The sequence below is a fragment of the Marinobacter salinexigens genome (assembly GCF_008370345.1).
In the GTDB taxonomy this organism is placed as follows: domain Bacteria; phylum Pseudomonadota; class Gammaproteobacteria; order Pseudomonadales; family Oleiphilaceae; genus Marinobacter; species Marinobacter salinexigens.
Window position 1 is genome coordinate 377027 of sequence record NZ_VTUU01000001.1, and the last position, 23756, is coordinate 400782.

The window sequence follows — 23756 nt, forward strand, 5'->3', positions numbered from 1 at the left end:
CGATTAACACGGACATTCTCTTATGCTGATTATTCCTGCCATCGACCTTAAAGACGGCAAATGTGTGCGGTTGCGTCAGGGCCGTATGGATGATTCCACGGTATTCGGGGATGACCCGGTCGATATGGCAACCCGCTGGGTGGAAGCCGGAGCCCGCCGGTTGCACCTGGTGGATCTGAACGGTGCCTTTGCCGGTGAACCAGTCAATGGTGAGATTGTTCAGGCGATTGCTCGCAAATACCCGGACCTGCCGATCCAGATTGGTGGTGGTATCCGCTCTGCAGAAACCATTGAGGCCTATCTTAAGGCTGGGGTGCAGTGGGTCATTATTGGCACCAAGGCCGTCAAAGAACCTGAGTTCGTAACCGAGATGTGCAAGCAGTTCCCGGGGCATATCATCGTGGGGCTGGACGCCAAAGACGGCCGGGTCGCCACTGATGGCTGGGCCGAAGTGTCTGAAGTGATGGCGGTGGATCTGGCAAAGCGGTTTGCCAATGACGGTGTGTCATCCATCGTCTACACCGATATCAATCGTGACGGAATGATGCAGGGCGTGAATGTCGAGGCGACTGCGGCTCTGGCCGAAGAGGGCGGTATCCCGGTTATCGCATCGGGCGGTGTAACGAATATGGATGATCTCAAACGCCTGTCGACCGTTGCCGACAAGGGCATCCTGGGTGCCATTACCGGCCGTGCCATCTACGAAGGCACTCTGGATGTGGCGGAAGCTCAGGCATTCTGTGACAGCCTGAAGGCATAAGGGGGAATCATGGGGCTGGCCAAGCGCATTATTCCCTGTCTGGATGTGGATAAAGGGCGCGTTGTAAAAGGCGTGAACTTTGTGGACATCCGCGATGCCGGCGATCCGGTTGAAGTTGCCCGCCGCTACAATGAGCAGGGTGCTGACGAGATCACCTTTCTGGATATTACCGCCAGTCACGAAAGCCGTGACACCACCTATGAAACCGTAGAGCGGATGGCCGCAGAAGTTTTCATTCCCCTGACGGTCGGTGGGGGCGTTCGAACAGTAGACGACATTCGCAAGCTGTTGAATGCCGGGGCTGATAAGGTGTCCATCAACACGGCAGCGGTGTTCAACCCTGAATTCGTTCGCGAAGCGGCGGATCGTTTTGGCAGTCAGTGCATTGTTGTGGCTATCGATGCTAAGCGGGTGAGTGCCGAGGGTGAAGAGCCTCGCTGGGAAATTTTTACCCACGGTGGACGTAAGCCCACCGGGCTGGATGCGGTCGAGTGGGCCCGGAAAATGGTTCAAATGGGCGCTGGCGAACTGCTGCTGACCAGCATGGACCGTGACGGCACCAAGATCGGGTTCGACCTGGGCCTGACGAGAGCAATCAGCGATGCAGTAGCGGTCCCTGTGATAGCGTCAGGTGGCGTAGGTGAGCTTCAGCATCTGGCTGATGGTGTCACTGAAGGTGGTGCTGACGCGGTGCTGGCGGCTTCAATTTTCCACTTTGGCCAGCACACGATTCCGGAAGCCAAGGCCTTCATGAAGGCCCAGGGCATCGAAGTCCGGGATTAATCCTTCCTGGCAAAAGCAGGTCGAATGGCCTGCTTTTCGCCTTCTGCAAACATTTCCCGGTTGTTATTGCGCATCGCCCACAGGCCGCTGATTGTGGCAATGGCGACGCCCTGTTGGTCCAGCAGCGGGAGGTGCTTTTCCAGGTAATCGACGGTGACCTTGTGTGGATGGCCGATGCCCACCGCGCTGCCATTCTCCCTGGCGCGCTTGATCAACAGCTTGAACTGGCGATCCACAAATTCTTCTGTTTGCTCATGGTCCAGAAACACGTCCCGGGTCAGGCTCGGGATCTGGTAAGCCAGGGCTACATCCCCGGCGACGGATGAGGCAATCGTGCGGCTATCCACAAAGTAAACCGGGTATTGGCTCAGCTCCTTCATCACCCAGTCCATCGGCTGGAGTTGCTGGGTCAATAGACTGCCCATGTGATTATTCACACCCTGAACGTAGGGGATGGACTGAAGTGCCCGGCGAAGGGTCGTCGTCAGCGAACCTTCGTTCATGTCCGGCGTCAGCCCGCCTGGCCCCAAGGCAAAATTATGGGTATTGGCCATGGGGGCGTGCAGCATGATTTCCTTGTGCTGTTTATGGGCCAGTTGCGCCAGAGGGATGGTAAAGCGCCGATAGGGCAGGAATGCCAGTGTCAGGGGCTGGTCCATCCGTGCCAGGCGCTCACCTTCTTCCAGATTATGCCCCATGTCATCAATTATGATGGCAATGGTTGGGGGCAGTTCAGGGCCGGTATTCCGGTCCTGGCTGGCTGCGGTGATTGGCAGTGCCAGTAGAGCGGCAATCAGCAGGACATATTTCACTGGCTGCTGTCCTGTCCCTTGCGGTTGAGAATATGCATGCCCTTGAGCAGGTTGACCGCAGAGTGCAGCTGGAAGTCGCGGTCTGCGAGCGAGCTGGCTGCTTCCTGGTCCTGGTTATCGTTGTTTTCGGATTTGTCTTTTTCGTTCTGGCCTACAAGATGCCCGCTCAGGTCGGCTTCGGTAAAGAATGGCTGGCTGTCGATTTCCTTCAGCTCGGCCGGGCGCACGATGATGTCCGGCTTGATGCCTGTAGCCTGGATGGAGCGGCCATCCGGCGTATAGTAGCGAGCGGTGGTCATCTTGATGGCATGGGTTTCGTCGAGAGGGATGACCGTCTGAACGCTACCTTTACCGAAAGACTGGGTGCCCATGATCACGGCTCGCTGGTGATCCTGAAGCGCGCCAGCGAGAATTTCCGATGCGGAAGCTGAGCCACCGTTGATCAGTACCACAATGGGCGTGCCTTCCATGACATCTCCGGCCTTGGCGCTGAAGCGCAGGCGGGAACTCTGGATGCGGCCTTCGGTATAGACGATCAGCCCTTCCTCCAGCAGTGCGTCCGCAGTTTCAACGGCAGCCTGCAGAACCCCACCGGGATTGTTTCTCAGATCAATGACCAGGCCATCCAGATCGCTGCCATGTTCGCTTTCAAGCTTGTCCAGAGCTTTACGGAACTGTGAACCGGTGTCCGCCTGGAACTGGGTGATGCGAACGTAGCCGTAGCCATTGTCGATCATGCGCGATTTCACGCTGGTGACCTTGATGACATCCCGTTCGACATCGATTTCTATCGGTCCGGTTTCGCCTTCGCGCATGATGGTAAGGGTCAGAATCGTTCCGGGCTTACCGCGCATCAGTTGAACGGCTTCTTCAAGGCTCATGCCTTTGACGGGCTTTTCATCCAGCTTGATGATCAGGTCGCCGGCCTGCACGCCGGCTTTCGATGCCGGGGTGTCGTCGATCGGAGAAATGACCTTGATAAAGCCGTTTTCCATGCCAACTTCAATGCCCAGGCCGCCGAATTCGCCGGAGGTGCTTTCCTCCAGTTCTTCGTAGTCCTTGGGTGCCAGGTAAGTGGAGTGTGGGTCGAGATCCGACAGCATGCCTTTGATGGCGCTTTCCAGTAGCTGGCTGTCGTCAACCTCTTCCACGTAGGCATCTTTGATGCGGCTGAAGACTTCTGTGAACTTGCGAAGATCGTTCAGGGGCAGCTGTTTCTCCGGATCGGGCAGGGTAATCTCCACCCGTTCGCCATTCTGGACGTTGTCGAGTACCTGTTCGTTGTTTGCCTCGGTGTCCTGGGCGTTAACCAGTCCGGGGGATACGGCGAAACAGGTTGCGAGAATCATGGTGCGTAATGGCGAGCTGTTGGCAGTACTTCTGACCCGTGTCATTCACATATCCCGTTTTTATTCCAATAGTTGGACTAGTTTCCCTGATTTCCGACAGTATGGCGCCCGGGCGGTCGTTTGTCAGCCCTCACGTCAGTCGGCAAGCCACCGGCCAGGGTTGTCGGGTTTGCCGTTATGTCGAACTTCAAAGTACAGCGCAGGATCGCTGGTGCCTCCGGTTCGGCCAGCCAGGGCAATGGCCTGGCCAGCCGCGACCCAGTCGCCGGGGCTGGTGAAAAGGCTGCTGCTATGGCCGTAGAGTGTCATGTAGCCATCGCCGTGATCAATGATGGTGATCAGGCCGAATCCCCGCAGCCAGTTGGCGAATACGACCCGGCCATAGTGAATGGCGTGGACTTCAGCGTCTTCGCTGGTGTTGATGAGTATTCCGCTGCGGCGAAGCTTGCCGTCAGCGTAGGGCGCACCATAACGACTGACCACCTTGCCCTGGACGGGCCACGGCAATTTGTTCCTGAGTGTGCGGAATGGTTCAGATTCGTTGGGGGCGGGGATGCTGGCGATGGCCTGCTGTACTTCATCCAGAAGTTTCTGCAGACGCTTGCGGTCTGACTCCAGCTCATTGCGTTCGCTCTTGCGGCTGCTGATATCCGCTTTGAGTGAGGCGAGCGTCTGCTCTCGCTGTTTGCGGGATTGGGTGAGCTGGGCCTGGCGCTCGGCAATGTCAGATTCTGATTTGGCCAGCTTTGTGCGGGTTGCCTGAACGCTGGCTCGGGTCTGCTGAAGCTGCTGCAGGCTATTGCGGAACGCTTCAAGGCGCTGGACGGTATCCTGGCTCAGATACTCGTAGTACGTCATTGTCCGGGCGACGTTGTCCGGGCTGACCTCGTTGAGCAGGACCTTGACGGCAGGCGTATCTCCCTCCATCCAGGCTGCCCGGATCTGTTTTTTCAGGCTTTCCCTTTGCTTGTCCAGTGTTCGGGTGAGTTCCCGTTCCTGGGTCTGGAGTTCGGAAAGCCGCTGCTGTTGCTCCGCTACCTGTTCATTCAGGACGCGACGCTCCCGGGTCAGTCGGCTGATCGTACGTTCGGTAGAGACCAGTTGCTGCTCCAGGTCGGAGCGATCCTCTTCGGCATCGGTCAGCCAGTCATCGATGTCCTCAATACGTTCTTTGAGGTCTTCGATCTGTTCCGGCGTTACCTCTTCAGCCATCGCCGTCACGGCCCCCAGGTGCAGGGACAGCGCGGCGATAATCAGTAGACGGAGCAAAATGTCACGCTTTGCGATCAGTCGATCCTGACCAGGCTGTGCCCGGACATTTCCTTCGGCTGCTCCATGCCCATCAGGGCGAGCAGGGTTGGTGAAATATCGCTGAGCGCGCCGTCATCCACCAGGGTGACATTGCGGTGGCCGGTGTAGACCAGGGGAACCGGGCCAATGGTGTGAGCGGTATGGACCTGACCTGAGCTGGGGTCGGTCATCTGCTCACAGTTACCATGGTCTGCTGTAATCAGGGCTTCACCACCGACTTCGTCGAGGGCTTCAACAACGCGCTGAACGCACTGGTCGAGGCATTCTGCGGCCTTGATGGCAGCATCCAGTTTGCCGGTGTGGCCAACCATGTCGCCATTGGCGTAGTTACATACCACCAGATCGTATTTGCCGCTCTTGATGGCTTCGACCAGTTTGTCAGTCACTTCCGGTGCGCTCATTTCCGGTTGCAGGTCGTAGGTGGCCACTTTGGGAGACGGTACAAGTATCCTGTCTTCACCTTCGAACGGAGTCTCCAGGCCACCGTTGAAGAAGAAGGTAACGTGAGCATACTTCTCGGTTTCAGAAATGCGCAGCTGGGTTTTACCCTGCTTCGCCATGTATTCGCCCAGTCCGTTGACCAGTTGCTCGGGGGGGTAGGCGCAGGAGGTTTTGATGTCTGCTGCGTACTCCGTGAGCATTACGAAATCGGCCAGTTCCGGGTGCTTCAGACGATCAAAACCGTCGAAATCTTTGTCGACGAAGGTGCGGGTCATCTCCCGGGCACGGTCAGCACGGAAGTTCATGAACAGGACGGTGTCGCCATCGTTGATGGTCGCTTCGGATTCGCCGGCAGCGCGGATGCGGGTTGGCTTGACGAACTCGTCGTTCTCACCCCGCTCGTAGGCCTGTTCCAGGCCGGTCACTGCGTCTGCAACGGTAAATTCGGCAGTGCCCTGAGTCATCAGGTTGTATGCGGCTTCCACACGATCCCAGCGGTTATCCCGGTCCATGGCGTAGTAGCGACCAACGATGGAGGCCACACGGCCAACACCCAGGCTCTTCATTTTCGCAGTGGCTTTTTCCAGGGATGGAGCAGCACTGCGGGGAGGCATGTCACGGCCATCCAGAAATGCGTGGATGTAAATCTCTTTGGCACCGCGGGCGGCGGCCATTTCGGCTGCTGCCAGAATGTGATCTTCGTGGCTGTGCACACCACCCGGCGACAGCAGGCCCATCAGGTGCACCGCACGACCGCTGGAAACAGCCTTGTCGATAGCCGCGCAGAGCACTTCGTTTTTCTGGAAGGCGCCGTCCTCAAGATCCTTGTCGATACGGGTCAGGCTCTGATAAACCACCCGGCCGGCGCCAAGGTTCATGTGGCCAACTTCAGAGTTGCCCATTTGTCCCTGAGGCAGGCCGACAAACATGCCGGACGTGTTGATCAGGGTTTTCGGCTGGTTCTGCCACAGTTTGTCCCAGAACGGAGTATTGGCATTGCTGATGGCGTTGTCTTCAGCCGGGTCACGGTGTCCCCAGCCATCCAGAATAATCAGTGCAGTCGGCTTGCGCGTCGCGGTCATCACTTCATCCGGTCAGGTAAAAAAGTTCATAAACAAGGAGGACAGATTCTAACCGTTTTGGCGCCCACAAGCCATTTCTGCTGCCTTCTGTGAGCGCTGCAGGGTGTGTATAATCCTGCCAAATTATTTTTCGGGGTAGTTTCATGGATCGCTTGTTTGAATTCGTTGTAAACCACTATGTACTCGCGTCATTGTTTGTCGCATTTCTGGTGGCCATCCTGATTCTGGAGTCCCGTCGTGGTGGCGCCAAGATTTCCGCCCAGAGCGCTGTCACACTGATCAACAAGGATGAAGCCGTGGTTGTGGACATCCGGGATCGCAAGGAATTTGGTGAAGGCCGTATCACCGGCTCCATCAACATTCCGCTGAATAGCCTGAAAAGCCGTGTAGCTGAACTTAACAAGTACAAGGAAAAGCAGATCATTGTTGCCGACAAGATGGGGCAGCACGCTGCGATGGCGGTCAAACAACTGAATGCTGAAGGCTTCACTAACGTCGTGCGTCTGAACGGTGGTGTTGCTGACTGGAAAGGCAGCAACCTGCCGCTGGTGAAAAAGTAAGAGGCTGTGGGCCTTGATCTGAAGTGCAATCTGCCGCACTGTTTCACATTAGCCGTCCGGGGCAGGCTGTAAACTGGCCCGGCAGCGTACCTCATAATGACGGGCCAGAGCCCACGATTAAGAACGAAAGGACTGAACATGGCTGACAATCAGCAAGCTGCAGCAGGCAGCGAAAACCAGACTCAACCTCAGTTTGCCCTTCAGCGTATCTATGTGAAGGATCTGTCTTTCGAGTCCCCGAATTCCCCGACCGTCTTCCAGGAGCAGTGGAAGCCGCAGGTAAACCTGGATCTGAACACTTCCCACGACAAGGTCAGCGACAACCAGTATGAGGTGGTTCTGTCCCTGACGGTCACCGCCAAGATTGGCGAGAAGGTTGCCTACATCGTTGAGATCCAGCAGGCAGGTGTGTTCCTGGTTCAGGGTATTGAAGGCCCGCAGCTGGGTCAGATGTTGGGTGCGTACTGCCCGACTATCCTGTTCCCATACGCACGCGAAGCTATCGATGGTGTTGTGAACAAGGGTAGCTTCCCGGCCCTGATGCTGGCGCCGGTTAACTTCGACGCTATCTACGCTCAGGCTCTCCAGCGCAAGCAGGAAGAGGCCGCAGGGCAGGCCAAGGAAGAGCAGACTCACTGAGTCCAGCTTTATCCTGAAGACAAAAAAACCGGCTTCGGCCGGTTTTTTTGTATCCGCTTGTTCGCTGGTTACTACAGTGCACCTTTGAACCCCAACTGTCGCCACGCCTCGTAGACCACCAGCGCTGCAGTATTGGACAGGTTCAGGCTGCGGCTTTCAGGCCGCATGGGGACCCGGAGACAATGCTCCCGGGGAAGTGCTTCCCGAACCTCGGCGGGTAATCCACGGGTTTCAGGCCCGAACATCAGGTAATCACCCTCCTGAAAGGCTACCTCATGGTAATGCTGGCTGCCTTTCGTGGTCATCCCGAACAGGCGCTGCGGGCACTCGCTGGCCAGGAACGTCTGGTAGTCGGGATGAACCTTTACGGTGGCGTACTCGCTGTAATCCAGGCCAGCCCGTCGCATCTGCTTATCTTCCAGGGAAAAGCCCAGGGGCTCAATCAGATGCAGCTGGCAGCCGGTGTTGGCGCAAAGCCGGATGATATTGCCGGTATTCGGCGGAATTTCCGGCTCGTACAGCACCACGTGGAGCATGGATCAGCGCTCGACCGCCAGGGCGACGCCCATGCCACCACCGATGCAGAGGGTAGCCAGGCCTTTCTTGGCATCCCTGCTGACCATTTCGTGCAGCAGGCTGACCAGAATCCGGCAGCCGGAAGCGCCGATCGGGTGGCCGAGAGCAATAGCGCCACCGTTAACGTTGACCTTGCTGGTGTCCCAGCCCAGATCACGGTTCACGGAAATGGCCTGGGCTGCAAATGCCTCGTTGGCTTCGACAAGGTCCAGGTCATCCACGGTCCAGCCTGCCAGTTCGAGGCAGCGCTTGCTGGCGGGGATAGGGCCGGTTCCCATGATGGTGGGATCAACGCCGGCGCTCGCATGAGCCTTGATCGTGGCGAGCGGAGTCAGTCCAAGCTCTTTGGCTTTTTCCGCGCTGCATACCATCACCGCGGCAGCGCCATCATTCAGGGAAGAGGCATTACCCGCGGTAACGGTGCCATCTTTCCTGAATGCCGGGCGCAGCTTGCCGAGGCTGTCTGCCGTAACGCCTTCACGCGGGCCTTCGTCACGATCAACAATGATCGGATCACCTTTGCGTTGGGGGATGGAGACCGGCACGATCTGACCGTCGAACTTGCCAGCGTCGCGGGCGGCAGAGGCTTTCTGCTGAGAGGCTGCTGCAAAGGCATCCTGTTCGTCCCGGCTGATACCGTATTTTTCTACAATGTTCTCTGCGGTGATGCCCATGTGGTAATCGTTGAATGCATCCCACAAGCCATCGTTAACCATGGTGTCGATCATGGACCAGTTCCCCATGCGCTGTCCGTTGCGGCTGTTTGGCAGTACGTGGGGCGCCTGACTCATGCTTTCCTGACCACCAGCAATCATGATCTCTGCATCGCCGCAACGGATGGCCTGAACCGCCATGTGAACGGCTTTGAGGCCAGAACCGCATACCTTGTTGATGGTCAGTGCGGGCACCGATGCTGGCAGGCCCGCATTGATCACGGACTGGCGGGCCGGGTTCTGGCCACAGCCCGCGGTAAGAACCTGTCCCAGAATCACTTCGTTGATCTGATCTCCGGAAACGCCGGTCTCTTCCAGAATCGCTTTAATGACGGCTGTACCGAGCTGATCTGCACGCAGGCTGGAAAGCCCGCCGCCGAAGGTTCCGATCGCTGTCCGCTTGGCGGAAACAATGACAACATCGCGCATGGTGTTTCTCCGATTCATGGGCACAAAGAGGGTCTATGGTGCCGGCTGGGTAAAAAGAGTGCAGGCATTGTAGCCGGAAAGGCCGGTTGGGCCAAAAGCCATTACATGGTGAACGCCTGACCAATCCGGGCAAGTCGTTCGGCCTGAATGGCGTTACCCAGGGCCTTACCCTTGAATCCTTTTTGCATTAACGCTTTGGGATCTACTTGAGTGGCGGCTTCCGCGCCAGCCTGCAGCATCTTTATGCTCCTCAGGCGCTCAGGGTGAACGAAAGAGAGGACTTTCAACAGCGATGCAAACCGTTCAGGTCGACGCCAGCTATCGGCATGGTTAAGCAGCGCCAGAGCGCTATCCGGAGTCGGCGGCTGCCCGGTGTTGACATCCGGCGCAAACAAAGTGGTCAGGCGGGCCAGATCACGGCAATCGTTGGGTGCTTTAAGCGTTGCCGCCCGTTCGGTGCAGGTCTGGCTATCGAGAGGGGACATGAGCGCAGCAAAACGTTCTTCTGTTGACCCATTGGCATGGTGTGCCAGCCGCAAAGCATTCAGGCCTGCCTGGTATTCGGATGGGGATGCAAGCTCTGGAATCAGCACCTGTAGTGCCCCGCAGTCTTGCAGCACCTCAAAGAAGGTTCCCGGCTCTTTTTCATTGAGTGCCCGCTGGATTTCCTGCCAGACCCGCTCAGATACCAGATGATTGACTTCGCCTTCACTCACCATGGACCGCATCATTTGCATCGTTTCCGGGCTGACCCGGAAGCCGAGTGGCTGGAAGCGGGCGGCGAATCTGGCTGTCCGGAGAATGCGTAGCGGGTCTTCGGCGAAAGCATCGGATACGTGGCGAAGCAGGCGACGCTCAATGTCGCCTTTGCCATCGAAGGGGTCGACCAGTTGATCCTGTTCATCCATGGCCATGGCGTTGATGGTCAGGTCGCGGCGCTTCAGGTCTTCTTCCAGGGTAACATCCGGGGCGCTGTAAACGCTGAATCCATGGTAACCGCGGCCCTGCTTACGCTCTGTCCGGGCCAGCGCGTACTCTTCCCGGGTGCGGGGGTGCAGGAATACCGGAAAGTCGGCACCAACCTGCTTGAAGCCCTTTTGCAGCATTTCTTCTGGTGTGGCGCCCACCACAACCCAGTCCCGGTCTTCTACGTCGAGTCCAAGGAGTTTGTCACGTACTGCGCCGCCGACCAGATAGGTTTGCATGGGGAAGGGCATTCCTTTGAGATGTTTGCGGGGATTATCCGTTCCCCGCGTTTGAGAGGCAAACCTGTTCTGGTTTGTAATCAGAAGGCGGTGCCGAGTTCCAGGGCTGCGCCCATATCCGCATCGCTGTACAAAGCGCCAAGATCCAGGCGGACACCGACGATGTTCAGGCCAAAACCAGCGGTAAACTGGGTTTTCTCTTCAATGCCATTGTTGTCGTCGTTGCTTGCCAGGTTCTGGCGAATACCAACGCGTAGCTGGGCGTAGCGCCAGGCATCGAACTCTGCACCGAGAGCCAGCCACTGGGTGTCATCCTCATAGCCAAACGCTTCTTTCTTGGTCAGATCCACTTCGGCGGTAACCACGTGGTAGTCGCTCTTGTGCGCTATGCCCAGGGTGACCATCGGGTCGAGCTTGAGGGTGCGGACTTCTTCCCCCAGGGCCGGGCGGCTGGCTGCAGAGTCCAGTTCCATGGGGATCAGGTTCTTGACCGCGGCGCCAACGGTCCACTCGTTTTCTTCGCCGAAGCTGTAGGCTGCGCCGAGGTCCATGTTAAAACCGCTTTTGTCGGTCTGGGACTCGTCTCTGTCAAAGTCGTCGTCTTCAAAACCGGAGACTGTTTCGGTGTACTGGAAGGTCTGAAGGTTGACGTACTTGGGTGACACGCCCAGTTGCACGCTTTCGCCGTTCGACAGTTCGAATTCCCGGGCGAAGGCGATACCGACTTCGGAAACCGCGGAGGCGAGCACCTTGCCGCGAGACTGCAGGGTATCGGTGACACCGGGAGTCGCCAGGTTGCCGCCTTCAATGCCGGCCAGTATGGCATCGTCGCTTTCGTCGTATTCGCCCCGAACGGTTGCTGTCAGGTTACCGTTGGCAAACACGCCCACGGAAAGCGTTTTGCTGGGGAACGCGAGTGCCAGACCCAGGCCAGCGTTCACGCGAACAGTGTCTTCATCAAAGTTTTGCAACTGATCGCGGAGAATGCCTGCCTGATTTTCAGCTTCGCTCTGCTGCGCGCCCTCTGCGGCTGCTTCAAAGGCATCAATGGTGTCCTGGATATCATCGACCTGATCGATGGTTTCCTCTTCATCCGCTGCCCTGGCATTCACGGATGGTAGCATCAGCCCGAAATCATCGGACCACTCATGGTGATTGCCTGCCATCATTGCCGGGTTCCTTGCAGCGGCTTCCACCGGAGTGGCGACGGCAACGCCGGTGCCGGCCATGGCAAAGGAGCGGGAAGACATGAACTGCTGTGGACTTGCCATAGCAGAAGAGGTGGCAACCGAGAGGCCGATAGCCAGCGACAGTTTGGTCAGACGGTTTCCGTTCATCGGTGTTCCTTTTTTAACTGTTAAATCCGTGAGTTAACGCAGTATGTGCGAAGAGATTAGAACAGAACGCCGTTGGCTACATGACCAAAGGGGTAACAGTTTGTTTTCCAAATGTAAGTGGAGGCATTTTTTTGCCGCCGTAATCCGAAGGTCCTGATCTTTTGGGAGCTATGTGTTTATCTATCAGTAAGTTAAATATGTTGGCGTGAATCTTTCATGACCATGAAAAAATGTGTTTTCGGAGATGAGAAATGACCCTTCGGTGGATAGTGACCCCGCTTCTGATTCTTGGTTTGACCGCCTGTGCATCTGATGGCTCGAAGGACAGCACTCAGCAGGCGGATCAGGAATTTGAGCCGATCACAGTGCGGGTCTCCGGATTTGGAACCTATGAGGATGCCTCCAAAGACCGGCTGAATACCCGCAAACGCCTGCTGGCAAGACGCGCTTCCCAACTGGATGCATACCGTAATCTGGCGGAGCGGGTATACGGCACTGTTATCTATGGCAGCTCGACGGTGAACGACTTTGTGTTGCGCAACGATACCTTCCGGACCTACGTCGACAGCTATATTCGTGGTGCCAAAATGGTGGCGGTTAACGAACATAGCGACGGCGTCGTGGAAACTGTGATGGAGCTCAAGCTCGAACCCCGTTTCCGTGCCTGTGTGTCGCGGGTGGCTGATGATGAGGTGCAGGATCGCTGTTCGATTCCAATGCCCCGGGATAACGATGCCGTCGGCGATGTTCAGAGTAAGAGTGTCGATTCTCTCTACTATCTCGACTGATCCTGCGGGAATAATGAGTGCGCAGGAAAAGGTGATGAACAGAGGTTCCGGAATATGAAAGTGTTTCTCGGGCTGATGGTAATGCTTGTCGCTGTCAGTCAGGTCCAGGCTGTAGTGCTTGAAGGTGTTGGCAGTGCGGTCATTTACCAGGGTGATCTGGAGGCGGCCAGGGCTAAGGCCCGTCAAGCGGCGCTGCGAGATCTGTCACTGCAGTATGAAGCGCGTGTCAGCACCAGCGACACCATGGAGAACGGTGTGCTGACAGGCTCCCGAACAGAGGTGGCCTCCCGGGCCCGTGCCCGGAACGTTCGGGTTGTGGATGAAACCCAATCCGGTAACCGTCTGCGTATTGTTGTTCGGGCCGATGTGACGGAGGGGGCCGGTAGCTGTGGTGCGGGGGATGCCTCCCACCTCAGGAAACGGGTCGCGGTGATGGGTTTCCCGATGATAGAGCCGTCCCAGGCCCGATTGGGCAGGCTTGACGATGCGGGCGAACGTTTGCCTCAACGACTCCAGCAAAAATTGAGGGAGACCGGGCAACTCCAGGTCCTTGGGGCGAGCTCGAGACAGCTGTTCAGTGAGATTCCCGACGCGCCGACCTCTATGGCCGGAGATAACGCTCTTTCCAATGTAGTGCAGGTAGCACGGGAGCTGGGAGCGCAGTTTGTGGTGACCGGCGTGATCCGGGATATGGAGGTGAGTGACCCTTCTGCCTGGGGGACGTCTGTGTGGGATGGAATGAAGAGGACCCTGTGGAATGGGGATCAGTCCCGGCGCTTTGTAGTTGATTTGATGGTGTTTGATGGCTTCAGTGGCTCTCCTGTCTACAGACAACGATTCGCCACGTCCGCTGACTGGGATGCCTCAACAGGCTCTTCGGACGGCTTTGGATCCGGAGGCTTCCAGGCATCTGCCTATGGCCGCGCGGTGGATGATGCCATTGATGATATGGCGTTAGCAGTGAACGATGTGGTCGCCTGCCAGCCATTCATGACGCGGATTACCCGGGTAGACGGTGATACTGTGACCCTGGAATCCGGGGCAACGGCCGGGCTGAGGCCGGGTGATGAATTACACCTGTACCGCAGTGCCCGTTATTGGAATTCGCTTGGGGGGACGCCCGAATTGAGCGACGCAAGGCAAACGGTGACGCTGAATAACGTACACCCGGATTTCAGTAACGGGAGTATGTCTTTGCCTGGCGGTCAGCTAAACATCCAGCGCGACGACGTTGCCATTATCTGGTAAACGTGCCGCGCGGGGGTACTGAGGTCAGGCTGCTTCAGTCGCTGCGATATCCCGGATTTTGCTGACCATGGCCCGCAATCCGTTGCCACGGGTTGGTGAGATATGGCGGAACAGGTCAAGCTGTTCGAACAGCTCGTCGATGTCCGTGGTCAGTAACTCTCTGGGGGCTTTGCCGTTAAGGGCAACCAGAATGATGGCGGCAAGGCCGCGCACGATCATGGCGTCTGAATCAATCAGCAGGTAGAGCTTGCCGCTGGCTTCATCGAAGTGGTGGATCAGCCACACCTGGCTCTGGCAGCCGTGAACGTAGTTCTCTTCAATGCGACCGTCATCCGGGAAGGCCGGTAGCTGCTTGCCGAGATCGATAATGTAGGCGTAACGCTCTTCCCAGTCGTCCAGAAACTCAAAAGCATCCAGAACATCTTCCAGAGTGGTTTTTGTGCCCAGGGGATTATTCAGGAAATCCTGTTCACTAGCAGTCATCAAAGCATTCCCAGTTCAAGCTTGGCTTCATCGGTGAGCATATCATTGCTCCACGGAGGATCGAAGGTCAGATCGATGGTGACCTTGTCCACATTGGGCACGTGCTCCACCTTGCGCTTGACGTCATCGCAGATAACAGGGCCCATACCACATCCGGCCGCGGTGAGGGTCATCTGGATATAGATGTGGTTTCCGTCTTCGGTGCCGTTTTCAATCCGGCACTCGTAGATCAGTCCGAGGTCCACGACATTCACCGGGATTTCCGGGTCATAGCAGTTGCGCAGGGCTTCCCACACCTGGTTTTCATTGACGCTGCCGTCTTCAGGCGTGTCGAAGCTGCTTTCCAGAGGCTTTTTGCCCAGGGCGTCTGCATCGTGGCCTTCGATTCGCGCCAGATTGCCATTGACCGCTACGGTGAACGTGCCACCCAGAGCCTGTGTAATGGTCACGAATGTATCAGCCGGAATCATGATTTCGGTTCCGGCGGGTACCAGGCGGGCTTCCACCTCGCGTTTTGTCAGGACCACTTCCCGTTCTTGCATGCCCAAGCTGGCCTCGCTGTCTTCTGGTGTATCAGGCTATGGTGAAACTCTCTCCGCACCCGCACTCGGCTGTTGCGTTGGGGTTACGGAAACGAAAGAGCGAGTTCACGCCTTCGGTGACAAAATCTATTTCGATGCCGTTGACCATCGGCAGGTGTTCTTCCTTGACGAACACATCCACACCGTCGATATGGAATATCCGGTCATCACCAGTGGTCTCTTCCACCCACTGGGTTTCGTACTTGAAGCCGGAGCAGCCACTTCGGGTGATGGCTAGGCGGATGCCTTTGGCTTCGGGCTTCTTGTCCAGTTGCTTGCGAACGTGCCGGACCGCTGATGGGGTCATGGTCACGTTCACATCATTTGGGGTGAAGACTTCTGCTGTCATGATTCCACCTCCGTCAGGCAAACAGGCGCTGAATTTTCTGAAGGGCGGTAAATAACTGTTCCACCTCATTCAGCGTATTGTAAAACGCAAAGGAAGCCCGGGCTGTACCGGGAACTCCGTAGAAATCCATCAGCGGCATGGCGCAGTGGTGGCCAGTGCGGATGGCAATGCCCTGCTGGTCCAGCAGGGTACCGATGTCGCTGGGGTGCAAGCCGGCAATTTTGAAGGATATTACCGGGACTTTGTCGGTCGCGGTGCCGATGATCTCCATACCCGGAACGCTTTCCACCAAGTCATTTGCCCGGATCAGCAATGCCGACTCGGCGGCTTCCATGGCCTTCCGGTCGAGGCTGCCGAGATAGTCGATGGCGGCTCCGAGACCAACAGCTTCAGCAATTGCTGGCGTACCTGCTTCGAATTTGTAGGGCAGGGTGTTCCAGGTGGTGCGCTCGAACGATACCCGCTCAATCATCTCGCCACCGCCCTGGTATGGGGGCATCTCTTCCAGCAGGTGAGATTTGCCATAGAGCACGCCAATGCCGGTAGGCCCGAACATCTTGTGGGACGAGAATGCGTAAAAATCACAGTCCAGAGCCTGCACATCCGGCTGATAATGAGGTACCGCCTGGGCTCCATCCACAAGGGTGATGATGCCCCGTTTCTTCGCTTCGTTAATCAGTGCGGCAATCGGGTTTACCGTTCCGAGCACATTGGAAACGTGGGCGACTGCCAGCACTTTGGTGCGCTCATTGAGCAGGCTGTGGAACGAATCAAGTTCCAGTTCACCGGCCGGCGTTACCGGAATGGGAATGACTTTCGCGCCAGTGCGCTCTGCCACCATTTGCCAGGGCACAATATTGGCGTGGTGCTCCATCTGGGTAACGAGTATTTCGTCGCCGGACTGAAGGCGCGGCGCCAATCCGTTCGCCACCAGATTAATGGCTTCGGTGGTACCGCGAGTCCAGATGATTTCTCGTGTACTGGCTGCGTTGAGGAAACCGCGAACGGTTTCCCTCGCGCCTTCAAAGGCGGATGTGGCACGGTCACCGAGGGTATGGGCTCCGCGATGCACGTTGGAGTGCATTTCCCGGTAGTAGCGGTCCATGGCGTCCAGCACGGCGACAGGCTTCTGGGCCGAAGCGCCGTTGTCCAGATAGACCAGCGGCTTGCCGTTTACCTGTTGCGACAGGATTGGAAAGTCCCGGCGAATGGCTTCCACATCAAGTGCCGGCTGGTTGGCAGTATTGGCCACGGACAAATCCGTCATGACTGGCTTACGCCTCCTCGAAGGTCTGATCAAAGAACTGGTTCAGGCGGGTGTGCGCCGTTTCCCGAACGGATTCCACCGGAATCTGCTCTACCAGTTCGTTAATGAATGCCATGGTCAGCAGCACATTGGCCTGACGCCGGCCGATACCACGGGACACCAGATAAAACACTGAAGTCTCGTCGAGCTGGCCAATGGTGGCACCGTGGGCGCATTTCACGTCGTCGGCATAGATTTCCAGCTCGGGCTTGGTGTCGATCTCCGCCCCATTGGACAGCAGCAGGTTCTTGTTGTTCATATCGGCATTGGACTTCTGGGCGTCCTGATGGATATGAATCCGTCCGTTGAAAACCGCGTGAGACTGGTCTGCCGCGATGTTGCGGTAGGTCTCTTCGCTGTTGCAGTGGGCGGCGACGTGCTCAATGGTGGTGTGGTTGTCGTAATGCTGTTTGCCCTGGGTAACCACTACGCCATTGAGTTTGCATTCAGCGCCTTCGCCTTCCAGTCGCACTTGCAGGTCATGGCGGCGCAATGGGCCGCCAAAGCCGACGCAGTGGCTCTCGAAGCGTGAGCTACGCTGCTGGCGTACACCGGTGGCGCCCACATGCTGAACATTCTCGCCTTCCATGTTCAGGCGAATGCTGGTGACGTTGGCGCCTTCGGCCAGCGCGAACTCAGTGACGGTGTTGACCAGCGCAGCTTCGCTGCCGCTTGAGATGTATTCTTCCACAACGGTGATCTGGCTGTGGCGACCTGCGTCTACATAGATGCGGGGAAACGCCGAGCCGCTGGCATCGGCATTGACCTCGTGCACAATGTGCAGAGGCTGATCCAGAACGGCATCAGCGTTGAGGCGAATAAGCAAACCGTCATCGAAACGAGCGGAATTCAGTCCCGCCAGTTGCACGGTATCGCCGCTCAGGTTGCTGTCGAGCTGCTCGGCCAATGTCGCGGCTTCTTCGTCGCTCAGATCGCTGAAGCTCAGGATCTGGATGCCTTCCAGGTCAGGATATTCGCTGGCTTCAGGCTTCATTACGCCGTTCAGGAATGCGACCTTGTAGCCCGGGACGGCCAGACTGCTGCCGGTTTTGCCATCGGCAGGCAGCGATATGGCCATCTCGTCGGTCAGCTTCAGGTACTTGCTGGAATACTTCCAGTTTTCCGTTTTCCGGGTCGGCAGGGGTATATCCACCAGAGCAGAGCCGCGCTGCTTGCGTAGCGTCAGCAGTGCCTCTGGCAGGGATTGTCCGGCCGAATGGAGGAACGCGGTGGGAAGAGTGGGTGCTGCTTTCATTCCGCGACCTCCTTAGTTGGCTGCATCCGGTACGACGTCTTCGTCCTTGATGCCAAGCCAGCCGTAACCTTTCTCTTCCAGCTCCAGTGCCAGCTCCCGGCCTCCGGATTTGATGATCTTGCCGCCGGCCAGAACGTGAACGTAGTCCGGCACAATGTGGTTCAGCAGGCGCTGGTAGTGGGTAACCATCAGGATGGCGCGGTCTTCGGAGCGCAAGGCGTTCACGCCGTCGGAGACGACTTTCAGTGCGTCAATATCGAGACCGGAATCCGTTTCATCCAGGATGGCCAGTTGCGGCTGAAGCAGGAGTGCCTGCATGATTTCATTCCGCTTTTTCTCACCGCCGGAGAACCCTTCGTTAACACCTCGTTTGAGGAACGCCGGGTCCAGATCAACTTGCTTGGAAACCTCTTTGGCGAGCTTCATGAACTCGGCCGCGTTCATTTCCTCCTGGCCCTTGTGAGTGCGCATGGCGTTCACAGCGGTACGAAGGAATTGCAGGTTGCTGACCCCGGGAATCTCCACAGGGTACTGGAACGCGAGGAAGATGCCTTCCCGGGCGCGTTCTTCGGTTTCGAGCTCCAGGAGGTCGTCCCCGTTCAGGGTGATGGAGCCATCGGTGACATCAAATGCCTCATTGCCTGCCAGCACCTGGGATAGGGTGCTCTTTCCTGAACCGTTCGGGCCCATGATGGCGTGAACTTCCCCGGCTTTGACTTCCAGATTAATGCCCTTGAGGATTTCTTTGCCCTCAACGGATGCGTGCAGGTTCTTGATGCTCAGCATTTGTTGCTTCTCTCTATCTCTGAATCTGTATGAATTCGTTGCCAGTAGCGCCGGTCCGGATTAACCCACGGACCCCTCAAGGCTTACTTCCAGAAGTTTGCCCGCTTCCACCGCGAACTCCATCGGCAGTTCTTTGAAGACTTCCTTACAGAAGCCGTTCACGATCATGGACACTGCCTGCTCCGGTTCGATACCACGCTGACGACACAGGAACATCTGTTCGTCGCTGACCTTGGAGGTGGTGGCTTCGTGCTCCACGATGGCCGATTTGTTCTTGCTCTCGATATACGGGAATGTGTGGGCGCCACAGCGATCACCGATCAGCAGTGAGTCGCACTGGGTAAAGTTACGGGCACCTTCCGCGCCGGGGCCAAATTTCACCAGGCCCCGGTAGGCATTAGAACTCTTACCTGCGGAAATCCCCTTGGAGATAATGGTGCTGCGGGTGTTTTTGCCCAGGTGAATCATCTTGGTGCCGGTGTCGGCCTGCTGGTAATTGTGGGTCAGGGCGACGGAGTAGAACTCGCCTACACTGTTGTCCCCGCGCAGCACGCAGCTCGGGTATTTCCATGTAACCGCTGAACCGGTTTCGACCTGAGTCCAGGAGATCTTGGAGTTCTTGCCGATGCAGGCGCCACGCTTGGTCACGAAGTTGTAGATGCCACCCTTGCCGTTCTCATCGCCCGGGTACCAGTTCTGTACGGTGGAGTACTTGATCTGGGCATCGTCCAGCGCTACCAGCTCAACGACCGCTGCGTGCAACTGGTTTTCGTCGCGCATCGGGGCAGTACAACCTTCCAGGTAACTCACGTAGCTGCCTTCATCGGCAACAATCAGGGTGCGCTCGAACTGGCCGGTGTTGGCGGCGTTGATGCGGAAATAGGTAGACAGTTCCATCGGGCAGCGTACGCCCTTGGGCACGTAAACAAAGGTGCCGTCGGAGAATACTGCCGAGTTCAGGCCGGCAAAGAAGTTGTCCCCGGTGGGTACCACGGTGCCCAGGTATTTCTGGACCAGTTCCGGATAGTCCCGGATGGCTTCAGAAATGGAGCAGAAGATAACGCCGGCCTTGGCCAGCGGCTCTTTGAACGTGGTGGCAACGGAGACGGAGTCGAATACGGCGTCGACGGCAACGCCTGCCAGTTTTTCACGCTCATGCAGCGGGATGCCGAGTTTTTCGTAGGTTTTCAGTAGCTCGGGATCGACTTCGTCCAGGCTCTGGGGCATATCTTCTTTGCGCTTTGGAGCGGAGTAATAGGAGATCGAGTTGTAGTCGATCTTCGGATAGCCCACATGCGCCCAGTCCGGCTCGTCCATTTCGAGCCAGCGACGATAGGCTTTCAGGCGCCATTCCAGCATCCATTCCGGTTCGTTCTTTATGGCGGAAAGGCGGGTAATGACGTCTTCGTTCAGGCCGGGTTCGAACGTTTCAGCTTCGATTTCTGTGACGAAACCGTGTTCGTATTCCCGTTTGATCAGCTCGTTCACCTCTTTATCGGTGGTCGCCATGATCGTCGCTCCGTATTCTCTCATCGCGGGCCGAAGGCCCTTGGTGTGCCGGGAGCCGCAGTGCTGGCCGCCGGACGAATGTTTTTGATTTGGGTGTTGCGGTGATAATCCGCTGCTTCTGGCGAGCGATTATACAATACCAGAGTAAAATAGTCAGGTATTAAATTGGTCGTGTAGGGATTATACCTTAATCAGCCTATGGGGCACTAAGGTTGGTGACAATTAGAGTGATAGTTTGGAGAGCGACGAGACGTGATGAAATGGAGTTGGCAAAGCGGCAGATTTTCCTCCACAGACACGCCGTGAACCCATCCATGGGGGCTTGGTGTTGCCATCCCTGGCAACACACAGTCTGTGGAGGAAAATCTGCCGCTTCGCATGGGATTAAGTCTTGGCTTCAAGCGGGCAGGATTCGCGTCAGGTAGCTGTGGTCCAGGGTGTCCGGGAGTTGATCTGGCTTTGGTATCCGGACCACATGGCCGCTGCCGGGCGCGTGGGTCATGGTTTCGCCATTGCGGTTTTCCATGCCGTCAGCGCTGAATCGCAGGTTGCCGGCAGGGGTGATCAGTTCCAGTTCGTCGCCCGGTGCGAATTTGTTTTTTACTTCGATGGTCAGCCACCGGTTATCCGCATCGGTAATTGTGCCGACAACCTGCTGGGTGCCGAGGGATGAGGAGCCCTGTTCGTAGGTCTGGTATTCCTGGGGCAAGTGGCGGCGGAGGAAGCCTTCGGTGTAGCCCCGGTTGGAGAGGGCTTCGAGTTCGTCCATCAGCCCCATGTCGAAGGGCTTTCCCTGTGCGGCGTTGTCGATGGCTTGCCGGTAGACCTGTGTGGTACGCGCCACGTAGTAGGTGCTTTTGGTCCGGCCTTCAATTTTCAGGGAGTGAACGCCGATATTGGCCAGTTCTGCGACGTGTTGCACGGCTCGCAAGTCCCGGGAATTCATGATGTAGGTGCCGTGTTCGTCTTCGTAGGCCGGGATGAAGCTGCCGGGACGGTTGGGTTCTTCCAGTAGAATTTCCCGCGGCTCGACCTGCTTTGCTTCGCTGCTGGCACAGGTGGCGATCAGGTCATCGGTCTGGTCATGTCCGTGTTTTACTTCTTTGTAATTCCATCGGCAGGCGTTGGTGCAGGTGCCCTGGTTGGCGTCCCGGTGGTTCATGTAGCCGGAAAGCAGGCAGCGGCCGGAGTACGCCATGCACAGGGCGCCGTGAACGAACACTTCCAGCTCCATGTCGGGAACCCGGTCGCGGATCTCGCGGATTTCGTTCAGGGCCAGCTCCCGGGACAGGATGACCCGGCTGATGCCCTGGCGTCGCCAGAACTCTACCGTTGCCCAATTGACTGCGTTGGCCTGTACTGAAAGGTGGACCGGTTGGCCAGGCCACTTTTCCCGGACCAGCATGATGAGCCCCGGATCGGACATGATCAGAGCGTCGGGCTTGAGCTCCAGGGCGGGTTCCAGATCCCGCAGGTAGGTCTGCACCTTGCTGTTATGGGGAGCGATGTTGGATACCAGGTAGAACTGTTTGCCCAGTGTGTGAGCTCGTTCTATACCTGTGCTCAGGGCTGAAACGTCTTTGAAACTGTTGTTTCTTACTCTCAGGGAGTACCGGGGTTGGCCGGCGTATACGGCGTCTGCGCCATAGGCAAAGGCAGTTTCCAGGTGTTCCTGGGTGCCTGCGGGTGCAAGCAGTTCCGGGGAAATCATGGTGGCTCCGGTGTTCGGTTCGCAATGGGCGGCTATGAGGCCAATTCAGTGGCCGGCTATTCTGCCCTGAGATGTGTTCTGGACACTTGACCTCGCTCAAAGGTCTAATAGATTGTCTTCAGCTCACACGTGTACGCTGGTATGGTTTGTCTGGCCAAACAGAAAATAAAGGAGGAATTTGGCATGGCATCGGAGCCTTTGAGGCCTGAGCCCGCTCGTGTTTCCCTGAGTGCCAGGGTGAGTTCGCTGATCAGTGTCCAGCTCACTCGCGGCAAGGTAGGTGTTGAGGTTGTGGCGTCACAGCTGCATATGAGCCGTTACACTCTGCACAAGAAGCTGAAACGGGAGGGACTGACATTCGCCAGTCTGCTGGAAGAGGTTCGCCGTAAGCAGGCACTTGCTTACATGCAGGATAAAACCAAGCCACTGGTGGAAATTGCCGAGCAGCTTGGCTTTTCCGAGTTGAGTGCATTCAGCCGGGCGTTTAAGCGCTGGATGGGCACTTCGCCGGCTGAATACCGTTCTCTCAGACTTTCTTGAAGATCAGAGTGGCGTTGGTGCCGCCAAAGCCGAAGCTGTTGCTCATCACCAGATCCAGATTCTGATTGTCCATCCTCTCCCGAACGATGGGGTAGCCTTCGGCGCCTTCGTCGAGGGTCTGGATATTGGCAGATGGCGCAATAAAGCCTTCGCGCATCATGATCAGGCTGTAGATCGCTTCATGTACACCGGCCGCACCCAGGGCATGGCCGCACAATGGTTTGGTGGAGCTGACGGGTGGAATCTTGTCGCCGAAGGTTTCCTTCAGGGCTTTCAGCTCGGTCACGTCGCCCGCAGGGGTGCTGGTGCCGTGGGTGTTGATATAGCCGATCTCGCCTTCAACGTTTTTCATCGCCTGCTTCATACAGCGTACGGCGCCTTCACCGCTCGGAGCTACCATGTCCGCACCGTCGGAGGTCGCGCCAAAGCCGACCAGTTCCGCAATGATGTTGGCGCCTCGGGCTTCTGCGTGCTCCAGGGCTTCCAGAGCCAGAACGCCGCCGCCACCAGAGATGACGAAGCCGTCACGGTCCGCATCGTAGGTGCGTGAAGCGACTTCCGGTGTGTCGTTGTACTTGGTGGACAGGGCCCCCATGGCGTCAAACAGCAGGCTGAGAGTCCAGTGGATGTCTTCGCCGCCGCCGGCAAACATCACATCCTGACGACCCAGAGCGATCAGATCCGCTGCGTGGCCGATGGCGTGTGCACTGGTGGCGCAGGCCGAGGTGATGCCGTAGTTGATGCCGCGAATACCAAAGCCGGTGGCTATGGAAGCGTTAATGGCGCTACCCATGGTGCGGGGCACCCGGTAGGGGCCAACGCGGCGAATACCTTTTTCGCGATGGGTGTCGATGGAGTCCAGAAGTTCAACGGTGGAAGCTCCACCCTGGCCGAAAATAATGCCGGTGGTGTCGGCCTTGATGTGTTCGTCGGTCAGACCTGCCTGCTCGATGGCTTCACGCATGGCCAGGTAGGTGTAACCTGAGGCCGGGCACATGAAGCGCCAGAGTTTGCGATCAATCAGTTCCGGCAGGTTCAGGTCAATCTGGCCGCACACATGGCTGCGCAGGCCGTTGTCTTTGGCTTCCTGACTGAAGCCAATGCCGGATTTCGAGTCCCGCAGGGACTGGGCTACTTCTTTCTGGTTGGTTCCCAGGCTGGAGACGATCCCCATGCCGGTAATAACAACGCGACGCATGTTGC

Annotated in this window: 24 protein-coding genes; 7 read left to right on the forward strand and 17 right to left on the reverse strand. The window is 57.2% G+C overall.

Going from position 1 to position 23756, the window contains the following annotated elements; all coding sequences use genetic code 11:
- Nucleotides 1-22: 22 nt before the first annotated feature.
- Nucleotides 23-760 (forward strand): 1-(5-phosphoribosyl)-5-[(5-phosphoribosylamino)methylideneamino]imidazole-4-carboxamide isomerase, encoded by a 738-nt coding sequence (gene hisA, locus FWJ25_RS01760; protein WP_149598524.1) that lies wholly within the window; start codon nucleotides 23-25, stop codon nucleotides 758-760.
- Between the two features lie 9 nt (nucleotides 761-769).
- Nucleotides 770-1543 (forward strand): imidazole glycerol phosphate synthase subunit HisF, encoded by a 774-nt coding sequence (gene hisF, locus FWJ25_RS01765; RefSeq protein WP_149598525.1) that lies wholly within the window; start codon nucleotides 770-772, stop codon nucleotides 1541-1543.
- On the opposite strand, the gene FWJ25_RS01770 is transcribed toward hisF, so the two are convergent.
- From FWJ25_RS01770 to gpmM, 4 genes are all read right to left on the reverse strand, one after another.
- Nucleotides 1540-2325 (reverse strand): divergent polysaccharide deacetylase family protein, encoded by a 786-nt coding sequence (locus FWJ25_RS01770; RefSeq protein WP_246166648.1) that lies wholly within the window; start codon nucleotides 2323-2325, stop codon nucleotides 1540-1542. The two genes, hisF and FWJ25_RS01770, sit on opposite strands and share 4 nt — an antisense overlap.
- 26 nt (nucleotides 2326-2351) lie before the next feature.
- On the reverse strand, nucleotides 2352-3749 hold the full coding sequence (locus FWJ25_RS01775; RefSeq protein WP_149598526.1) for a S41 family peptidase: 1398 nt from the start codon (nucleotides 3747-3749) through the stop codon (nucleotides 2352-2354).
- Nucleotides 3750-3839: 90 nt separating this feature from the next.
- Complete coding sequence (locus FWJ25_RS01780) at nucleotides 3840-4916, reverse strand: murein hydrolase activator EnvC family protein (RefSeq protein WP_149599042.1); 1077 nt, start codon at nucleotides 4914-4916, stop codon at nucleotides 3840-3842.
- Between the two features lie 74 nt (nucleotides 4917-4990).
- Nucleotides 4991-6538 (reverse strand): 2,3-bisphosphoglycerate-independent phosphoglycerate mutase, encoded by a 1548-nt coding sequence (gpmM, locus tag FWJ25_RS01785; protein WP_149598527.1) that lies wholly within the window; start codon nucleotides 6536-6538, stop codon nucleotides 4991-4993.
- 143 nt (nucleotides 6539-6681) lie between these two features.
- On the opposite strand from gpmM, the gene FWJ25_RS01790 reads away from it, so the two are divergent.
- Together FWJ25_RS01790 and secB are read left to right on the forward strand one after the other, a co-directional pair.
- Nucleotides 6682-7098, forward strand: a complete 417-nt coding sequence (locus FWJ25_RS01790) for a rhodanese-like domain-containing protein (protein ID WP_149598528.1) — start codon at nucleotides 6682-6684, stop codon at nucleotides 7096-7098.
- Nucleotides 7099-7236: 138 nt separating this feature from the next.
- Nucleotides 7237-7737 carry a protein-export chaperone SecB gene (secB, locus tag FWJ25_RS01795; protein ID WP_149598529.1) on the forward strand — a complete coding sequence of 167 codons (501 nt, stop codon included), beginning with the start codon at nucleotides 7237-7239 and terminating at the stop codon, nucleotides 7735-7737.
- A gap of 71 nt (nucleotides 7738-7808) precedes the next feature.
- Here secB and trmL read toward each other — a convergent pair whose 3' ends face one another.
- The 4 genes from trmL to FWJ25_RS01815 all read right to left on the reverse strand — a co-directional run bounded on the left by trmL (nucleotide 7809) and on the right by FWJ25_RS01815 (nucleotide 11997).
- On the reverse strand, nucleotides 7809-8273 hold the full coding sequence (trmL, locus tag FWJ25_RS01800) for a tRNA (uridine(34)/cytosine(34)/5-carboxymethylaminomethyluridine(34)-2'-O)-methyltransferase TrmL (RefSeq protein ID WP_149598530.1): 465 nt from the start codon (nucleotides 8271-8273) through the stop codon (nucleotides 7809-7811).
- Between the two features lie 3 nt (nucleotides 8274-8276).
- Nucleotides 8277-9455, reverse strand: a complete 1179-nt coding sequence (locus FWJ25_RS01805; protein ID WP_149598531.1) for an acetyl-CoA C-acetyltransferase — start codon at nucleotides 9453-9455, stop codon at nucleotides 8277-8279.
- Nucleotides 9456-9556: 101 nt separating this feature from the next.
- Nucleotides 9557-10660 (reverse strand): tRNA nucleotidyltransferase/poly(A) polymerase-related protein, encoded by a 1104-nt coding sequence (locus tag FWJ25_RS01810; RefSeq protein ID WP_149598532.1) that lies wholly within the window; start codon nucleotides 10658-10660, stop codon nucleotides 9557-9559.
- 80 nt (nucleotides 10661-10740) lie between these two features.
- Complete coding sequence (locus FWJ25_RS01815; RefSeq protein ID WP_149598533.1) at nucleotides 10741-11997, reverse strand: conjugal transfer protein TraF; 1257 nt, start codon at nucleotides 11995-11997, stop codon at nucleotides 10741-10743.
- A 251-nt stretch (nucleotides 11998-12248) separates the two neighbouring features.
- Here FWJ25_RS01815 and FWJ25_RS01820 point away from each other — a divergent pair, with 251 nt between their 5' ends.
- Nucleotides 12249-12785, forward strand: coding sequence for an LPP20 family lipoprotein (locus tag FWJ25_RS01820; protein ID WP_149598534.1), 537 nt, complete (start codon nucleotides 12249-12251; stop codon nucleotides 12783-12785).
- 54 nt (nucleotides 12786-12839) lie between these two features.
- Nucleotides 12840-14033: a flagellar assembly protein T N-terminal domain-containing protein gene (locus FWJ25_RS01825; protein ID WP_149598535.1), complete on the forward strand. Its 1194-nt coding sequence runs from the start codon at nucleotides 12840-12842 to the stop codon at nucleotides 14031-14033.
- A gap of 24 nt (nucleotides 14034-14057) precedes the next feature.
- Here the strand turns inward: FWJ25_RS01825 and FWJ25_RS01830 are convergent, their stop codons facing one another.
- The 8 genes from FWJ25_RS01830 to trhP form a co-directional block, all read right to left on the reverse strand.
- Nucleotides 14058-14516 carry a SufE family protein gene (locus FWJ25_RS01830; protein ID WP_149598536.1) on the reverse strand — a complete coding sequence of 153 codons (459 nt, stop codon included), beginning with the start codon at nucleotides 14514-14516 and terminating at the stop codon, nucleotides 14058-14060.
- Entirely contained in the window at nucleotides 14516-15058 is a 543-nt protein-coding gene (gene sufT, locus FWJ25_RS01835; RefSeq protein ID WP_149599043.1) for a putative Fe-S cluster assembly protein SufT, read from the reverse strand. Before sufT ends, FWJ25_RS01830 begins: the two co-directional genes overlap by 1 nt.
- A 31-nt stretch (nucleotides 15059-15089) precedes the next feature.
- A complete protein-coding gene (locus FWJ25_RS01840; protein WP_149598537.1) occupies nucleotides 15090-15446 on the reverse strand; it encodes a HesB/IscA family protein in 357 nt (118 codons plus the stop codon).
- Between the two features lie 13 nt (nucleotides 15447-15459).
- The gene (locus FWJ25_RS01845; RefSeq protein ID WP_149598538.1) at nucleotides 15460-16713 is read right to left on the reverse strand and encodes an aminotransferase class V-fold PLP-dependent enzyme; all 1254 of its coding nucleotides are present in this window, start codon (nucleotides 16711-16713) and stop codon (nucleotides 15460-15462) included.
- A 7-nt stretch (nucleotides 16714-16720) separates the two neighbouring features.
- Entirely contained in the window at nucleotides 16721-18007 is a 1287-nt protein-coding gene (sufD, locus tag FWJ25_RS01850) for a Fe-S cluster assembly protein SufD (protein ID WP_149598539.1), read from the reverse strand.
- A gap of 12 nt (nucleotides 18008-18019) precedes the next feature.
- Nucleotides 18020-18793 carry a Fe-S cluster assembly ATPase SufC gene (gene sufC / locus FWJ25_RS01855; protein WP_149598540.1) on the reverse strand — a complete coding sequence of 258 codons (774 nt, stop codon included), beginning with the start codon at nucleotides 18791-18793 and terminating at the stop codon, nucleotides 18020-18022.
- Between the two features lie 60 nt (nucleotides 18794-18853).
- Nucleotides 18854-20302, reverse strand: coding sequence for a Fe-S cluster assembly protein SufB (sufB, locus tag FWJ25_RS01860; protein WP_149598541.1), 1449 nt, complete (start codon nucleotides 20300-20302; stop codon nucleotides 18854-18856).
- 397 nt (nucleotides 20303-20699) lie between these two features.
- Nucleotides 20700-22013, reverse strand: coding sequence for a prephenate-dependent tRNA uridine(34) hydroxylase TrhP (gene trhP, locus FWJ25_RS01865; protein WP_149598542.1), 1314 nt, complete (start codon nucleotides 22011-22013; stop codon nucleotides 20700-20702).
- 183 nt (nucleotides 22014-22196) lie between these two features.
- Between trhP and FWJ25_RS01870 the strand changes: the two genes are divergently transcribed.
- Nucleotides 22197-22553, forward strand: coding sequence for a helix-turn-helix transcriptional regulator (locus FWJ25_RS01870; RefSeq protein ID WP_149598543.1), 357 nt, complete (start codon nucleotides 22197-22199; stop codon nucleotides 22551-22553).
- On the opposite strand, the gene fabB is transcribed toward FWJ25_RS01870, so the two are convergent.
- Complete coding sequence (gene fabB, locus FWJ25_RS01875; protein WP_149598544.1) at nucleotides 22540-23751, reverse strand: beta-ketoacyl-ACP synthase I; 1212 nt, start codon at nucleotides 23749-23751, stop codon at nucleotides 22540-22542. The two genes, FWJ25_RS01870 and fabB, sit on opposite strands and share 14 nt — an antisense overlap.
- Nucleotides 23752-23756: the final 5 nt, after the last annotated feature.

What these genes read in the sequence shown, in the direction of transcription:
- sufT (WP_149599043.1), bottom strand. Translation starts at nt 15,058, where the DNA reads ATGCAAGAACGGGAAGTGGTCCTGACAAAACGCGAGGTGGAAGCCCGC.
- FWJ25_RS01840 (WP_149598537.1), bottom strand. Translation starts at nt 15,446, where the DNA reads ATGACAGCAGAAGTCTTCACCCCAAATGATGTGAACGTGACCATGACC.
- gpmM (WP_149598527.1), bottom strand. Translation starts at nt 6,538, where the DNA reads ATGACCGCGACGCGCAAGCCGACTGCACTGATTATTCTGGATGGCTGG.
- FWJ25_RS01780 (WP_149599042.1), bottom strand. Translation starts at nt 4,916, where the DNA reads ATGGCTGAAGAGGTAACGCCGGAACAGATCGAAGACCTCAAAGAACGT.
- FWJ25_RS01805 (WP_149598531.1), bottom strand. Translation starts at nt 9,455, where the DNA reads ATGCGCGATGTTGTCATTGTTTCCGCCAAGCGGACAGCGATCGGAACC.
- FWJ25_RS01870 (WP_149598543.1), top strand. Translation starts at nt 22,197, where the DNA reads ATGGCATCGGAGCCTTTGAGGCCTGAGCCCGCTCGTGTTTCCCTGAGT.
- FWJ25_RS01830 (WP_149598536.1), bottom strand. Translation starts at nt 14,516, where the DNA reads ATGACTGCTAGTGAACAGGATTTCCTGAATAATCCCCTGGGCACAAAA.
- secB (WP_149598529.1), top strand. Translation starts at nt 7,237, where the DNA reads ATGGCTGACAATCAGCAAGCTGCAGCAGGCAGCGAAAACCAGACTCAA.
- hisF (WP_149598525.1), top strand. Translation starts at nt 770, where the DNA reads ATGGGGCTGGCCAAGCGCATTATTCCCTGTCTGGATGTGGATAAAGGG.
- FWJ25_RS01775 (WP_149598526.1), bottom strand. Translation starts at nt 3,749, where the DNA reads ATGACACGGGTCAGAAGTACTGCCAACAGCTCGCCATTACGCACCATG.
- FWJ25_RS01825 (WP_149598535.1), top strand. Translation starts at nt 12,840, where the DNA reads ATGAAAGTGTTTCTCGGGCTGATGGTAATGCTTGTCGCTGTCAGTCAG.
- FWJ25_RS01815 (WP_149598533.1), bottom strand. Translation starts at nt 11,997, where the DNA reads ATGAACGGAAACCGTCTGACCAAACTGTCGCTGGCTATCGGCCTCTCG.
- sufD (WP_149598539.1), bottom strand. Translation starts at nt 18,007, where the DNA reads ATGAAAGCAGCACCCACTCTTCCCACCGCGTTCCTCCATTCGGCCGGA.
- trhP (WP_149598542.1), bottom strand. Translation starts at nt 22,013, where the DNA reads ATGATTTCCCCGGAACTGCTTGCACCCGCAGGCACCCAGGAACACCTG.
- FWJ25_RS01790 (WP_149598528.1), top strand. Translation starts at nt 6,682, where the DNA reads ATGGATCGCTTGTTTGAATTCGTTGTAAACCACTATGTACTCGCGTCA.
- trmL (WP_149598530.1), bottom strand. Translation starts at nt 8,273, where the DNA reads ATGCTCCACGTGGTGCTGTACGAGCCGGAAATTCCGCCGAATACCGGC.
- hisA (WP_149598524.1), top strand. Translation starts at nt 23, where the DNA reads ATGCTGATTATTCCTGCCATCGACCTTAAAGACGGCAAATGTGTGCGG.
- sufC (WP_149598540.1), bottom strand. Translation starts at nt 18,793, where the DNA reads ATGCTGAGCATCAAGAACCTGCACGCATCCGTTGAGGGCAAAGAAATC.
- sufB (WP_149598541.1), bottom strand. Translation starts at nt 20,302, where the DNA reads ATGGCGACCACCGATAAAGAGGTGAACGAGCTGATCAAACGGGAATAC.
- fabB (WP_149598544.1), bottom strand. Translation starts at nt 23,751, where the DNA reads ATGCGTCGCGTTGTTATTACCGGCATGGGGATCGTCTCCAGCCTGGGA.
- FWJ25_RS01845 (WP_149598538.1), bottom strand. Translation starts at nt 16,713, where the DNA reads ATGACGGATTTGTCCGTGGCCAATACTGCCAACCAGCCGGCACTTGAT.
- FWJ25_RS01810 (WP_149598532.1), bottom strand. Translation starts at nt 10,660, where the DNA reads ATGCAAACCTATCTGGTCGGCGGCGCAGTACGTGACAAACTCCTTGGA.
- FWJ25_RS01820 (WP_149598534.1), top strand. Translation starts at nt 12,249, where the DNA reads ATGACCCTTCGGTGGATAGTGACCCCGCTTCTGATTCTTGGTTTGACC.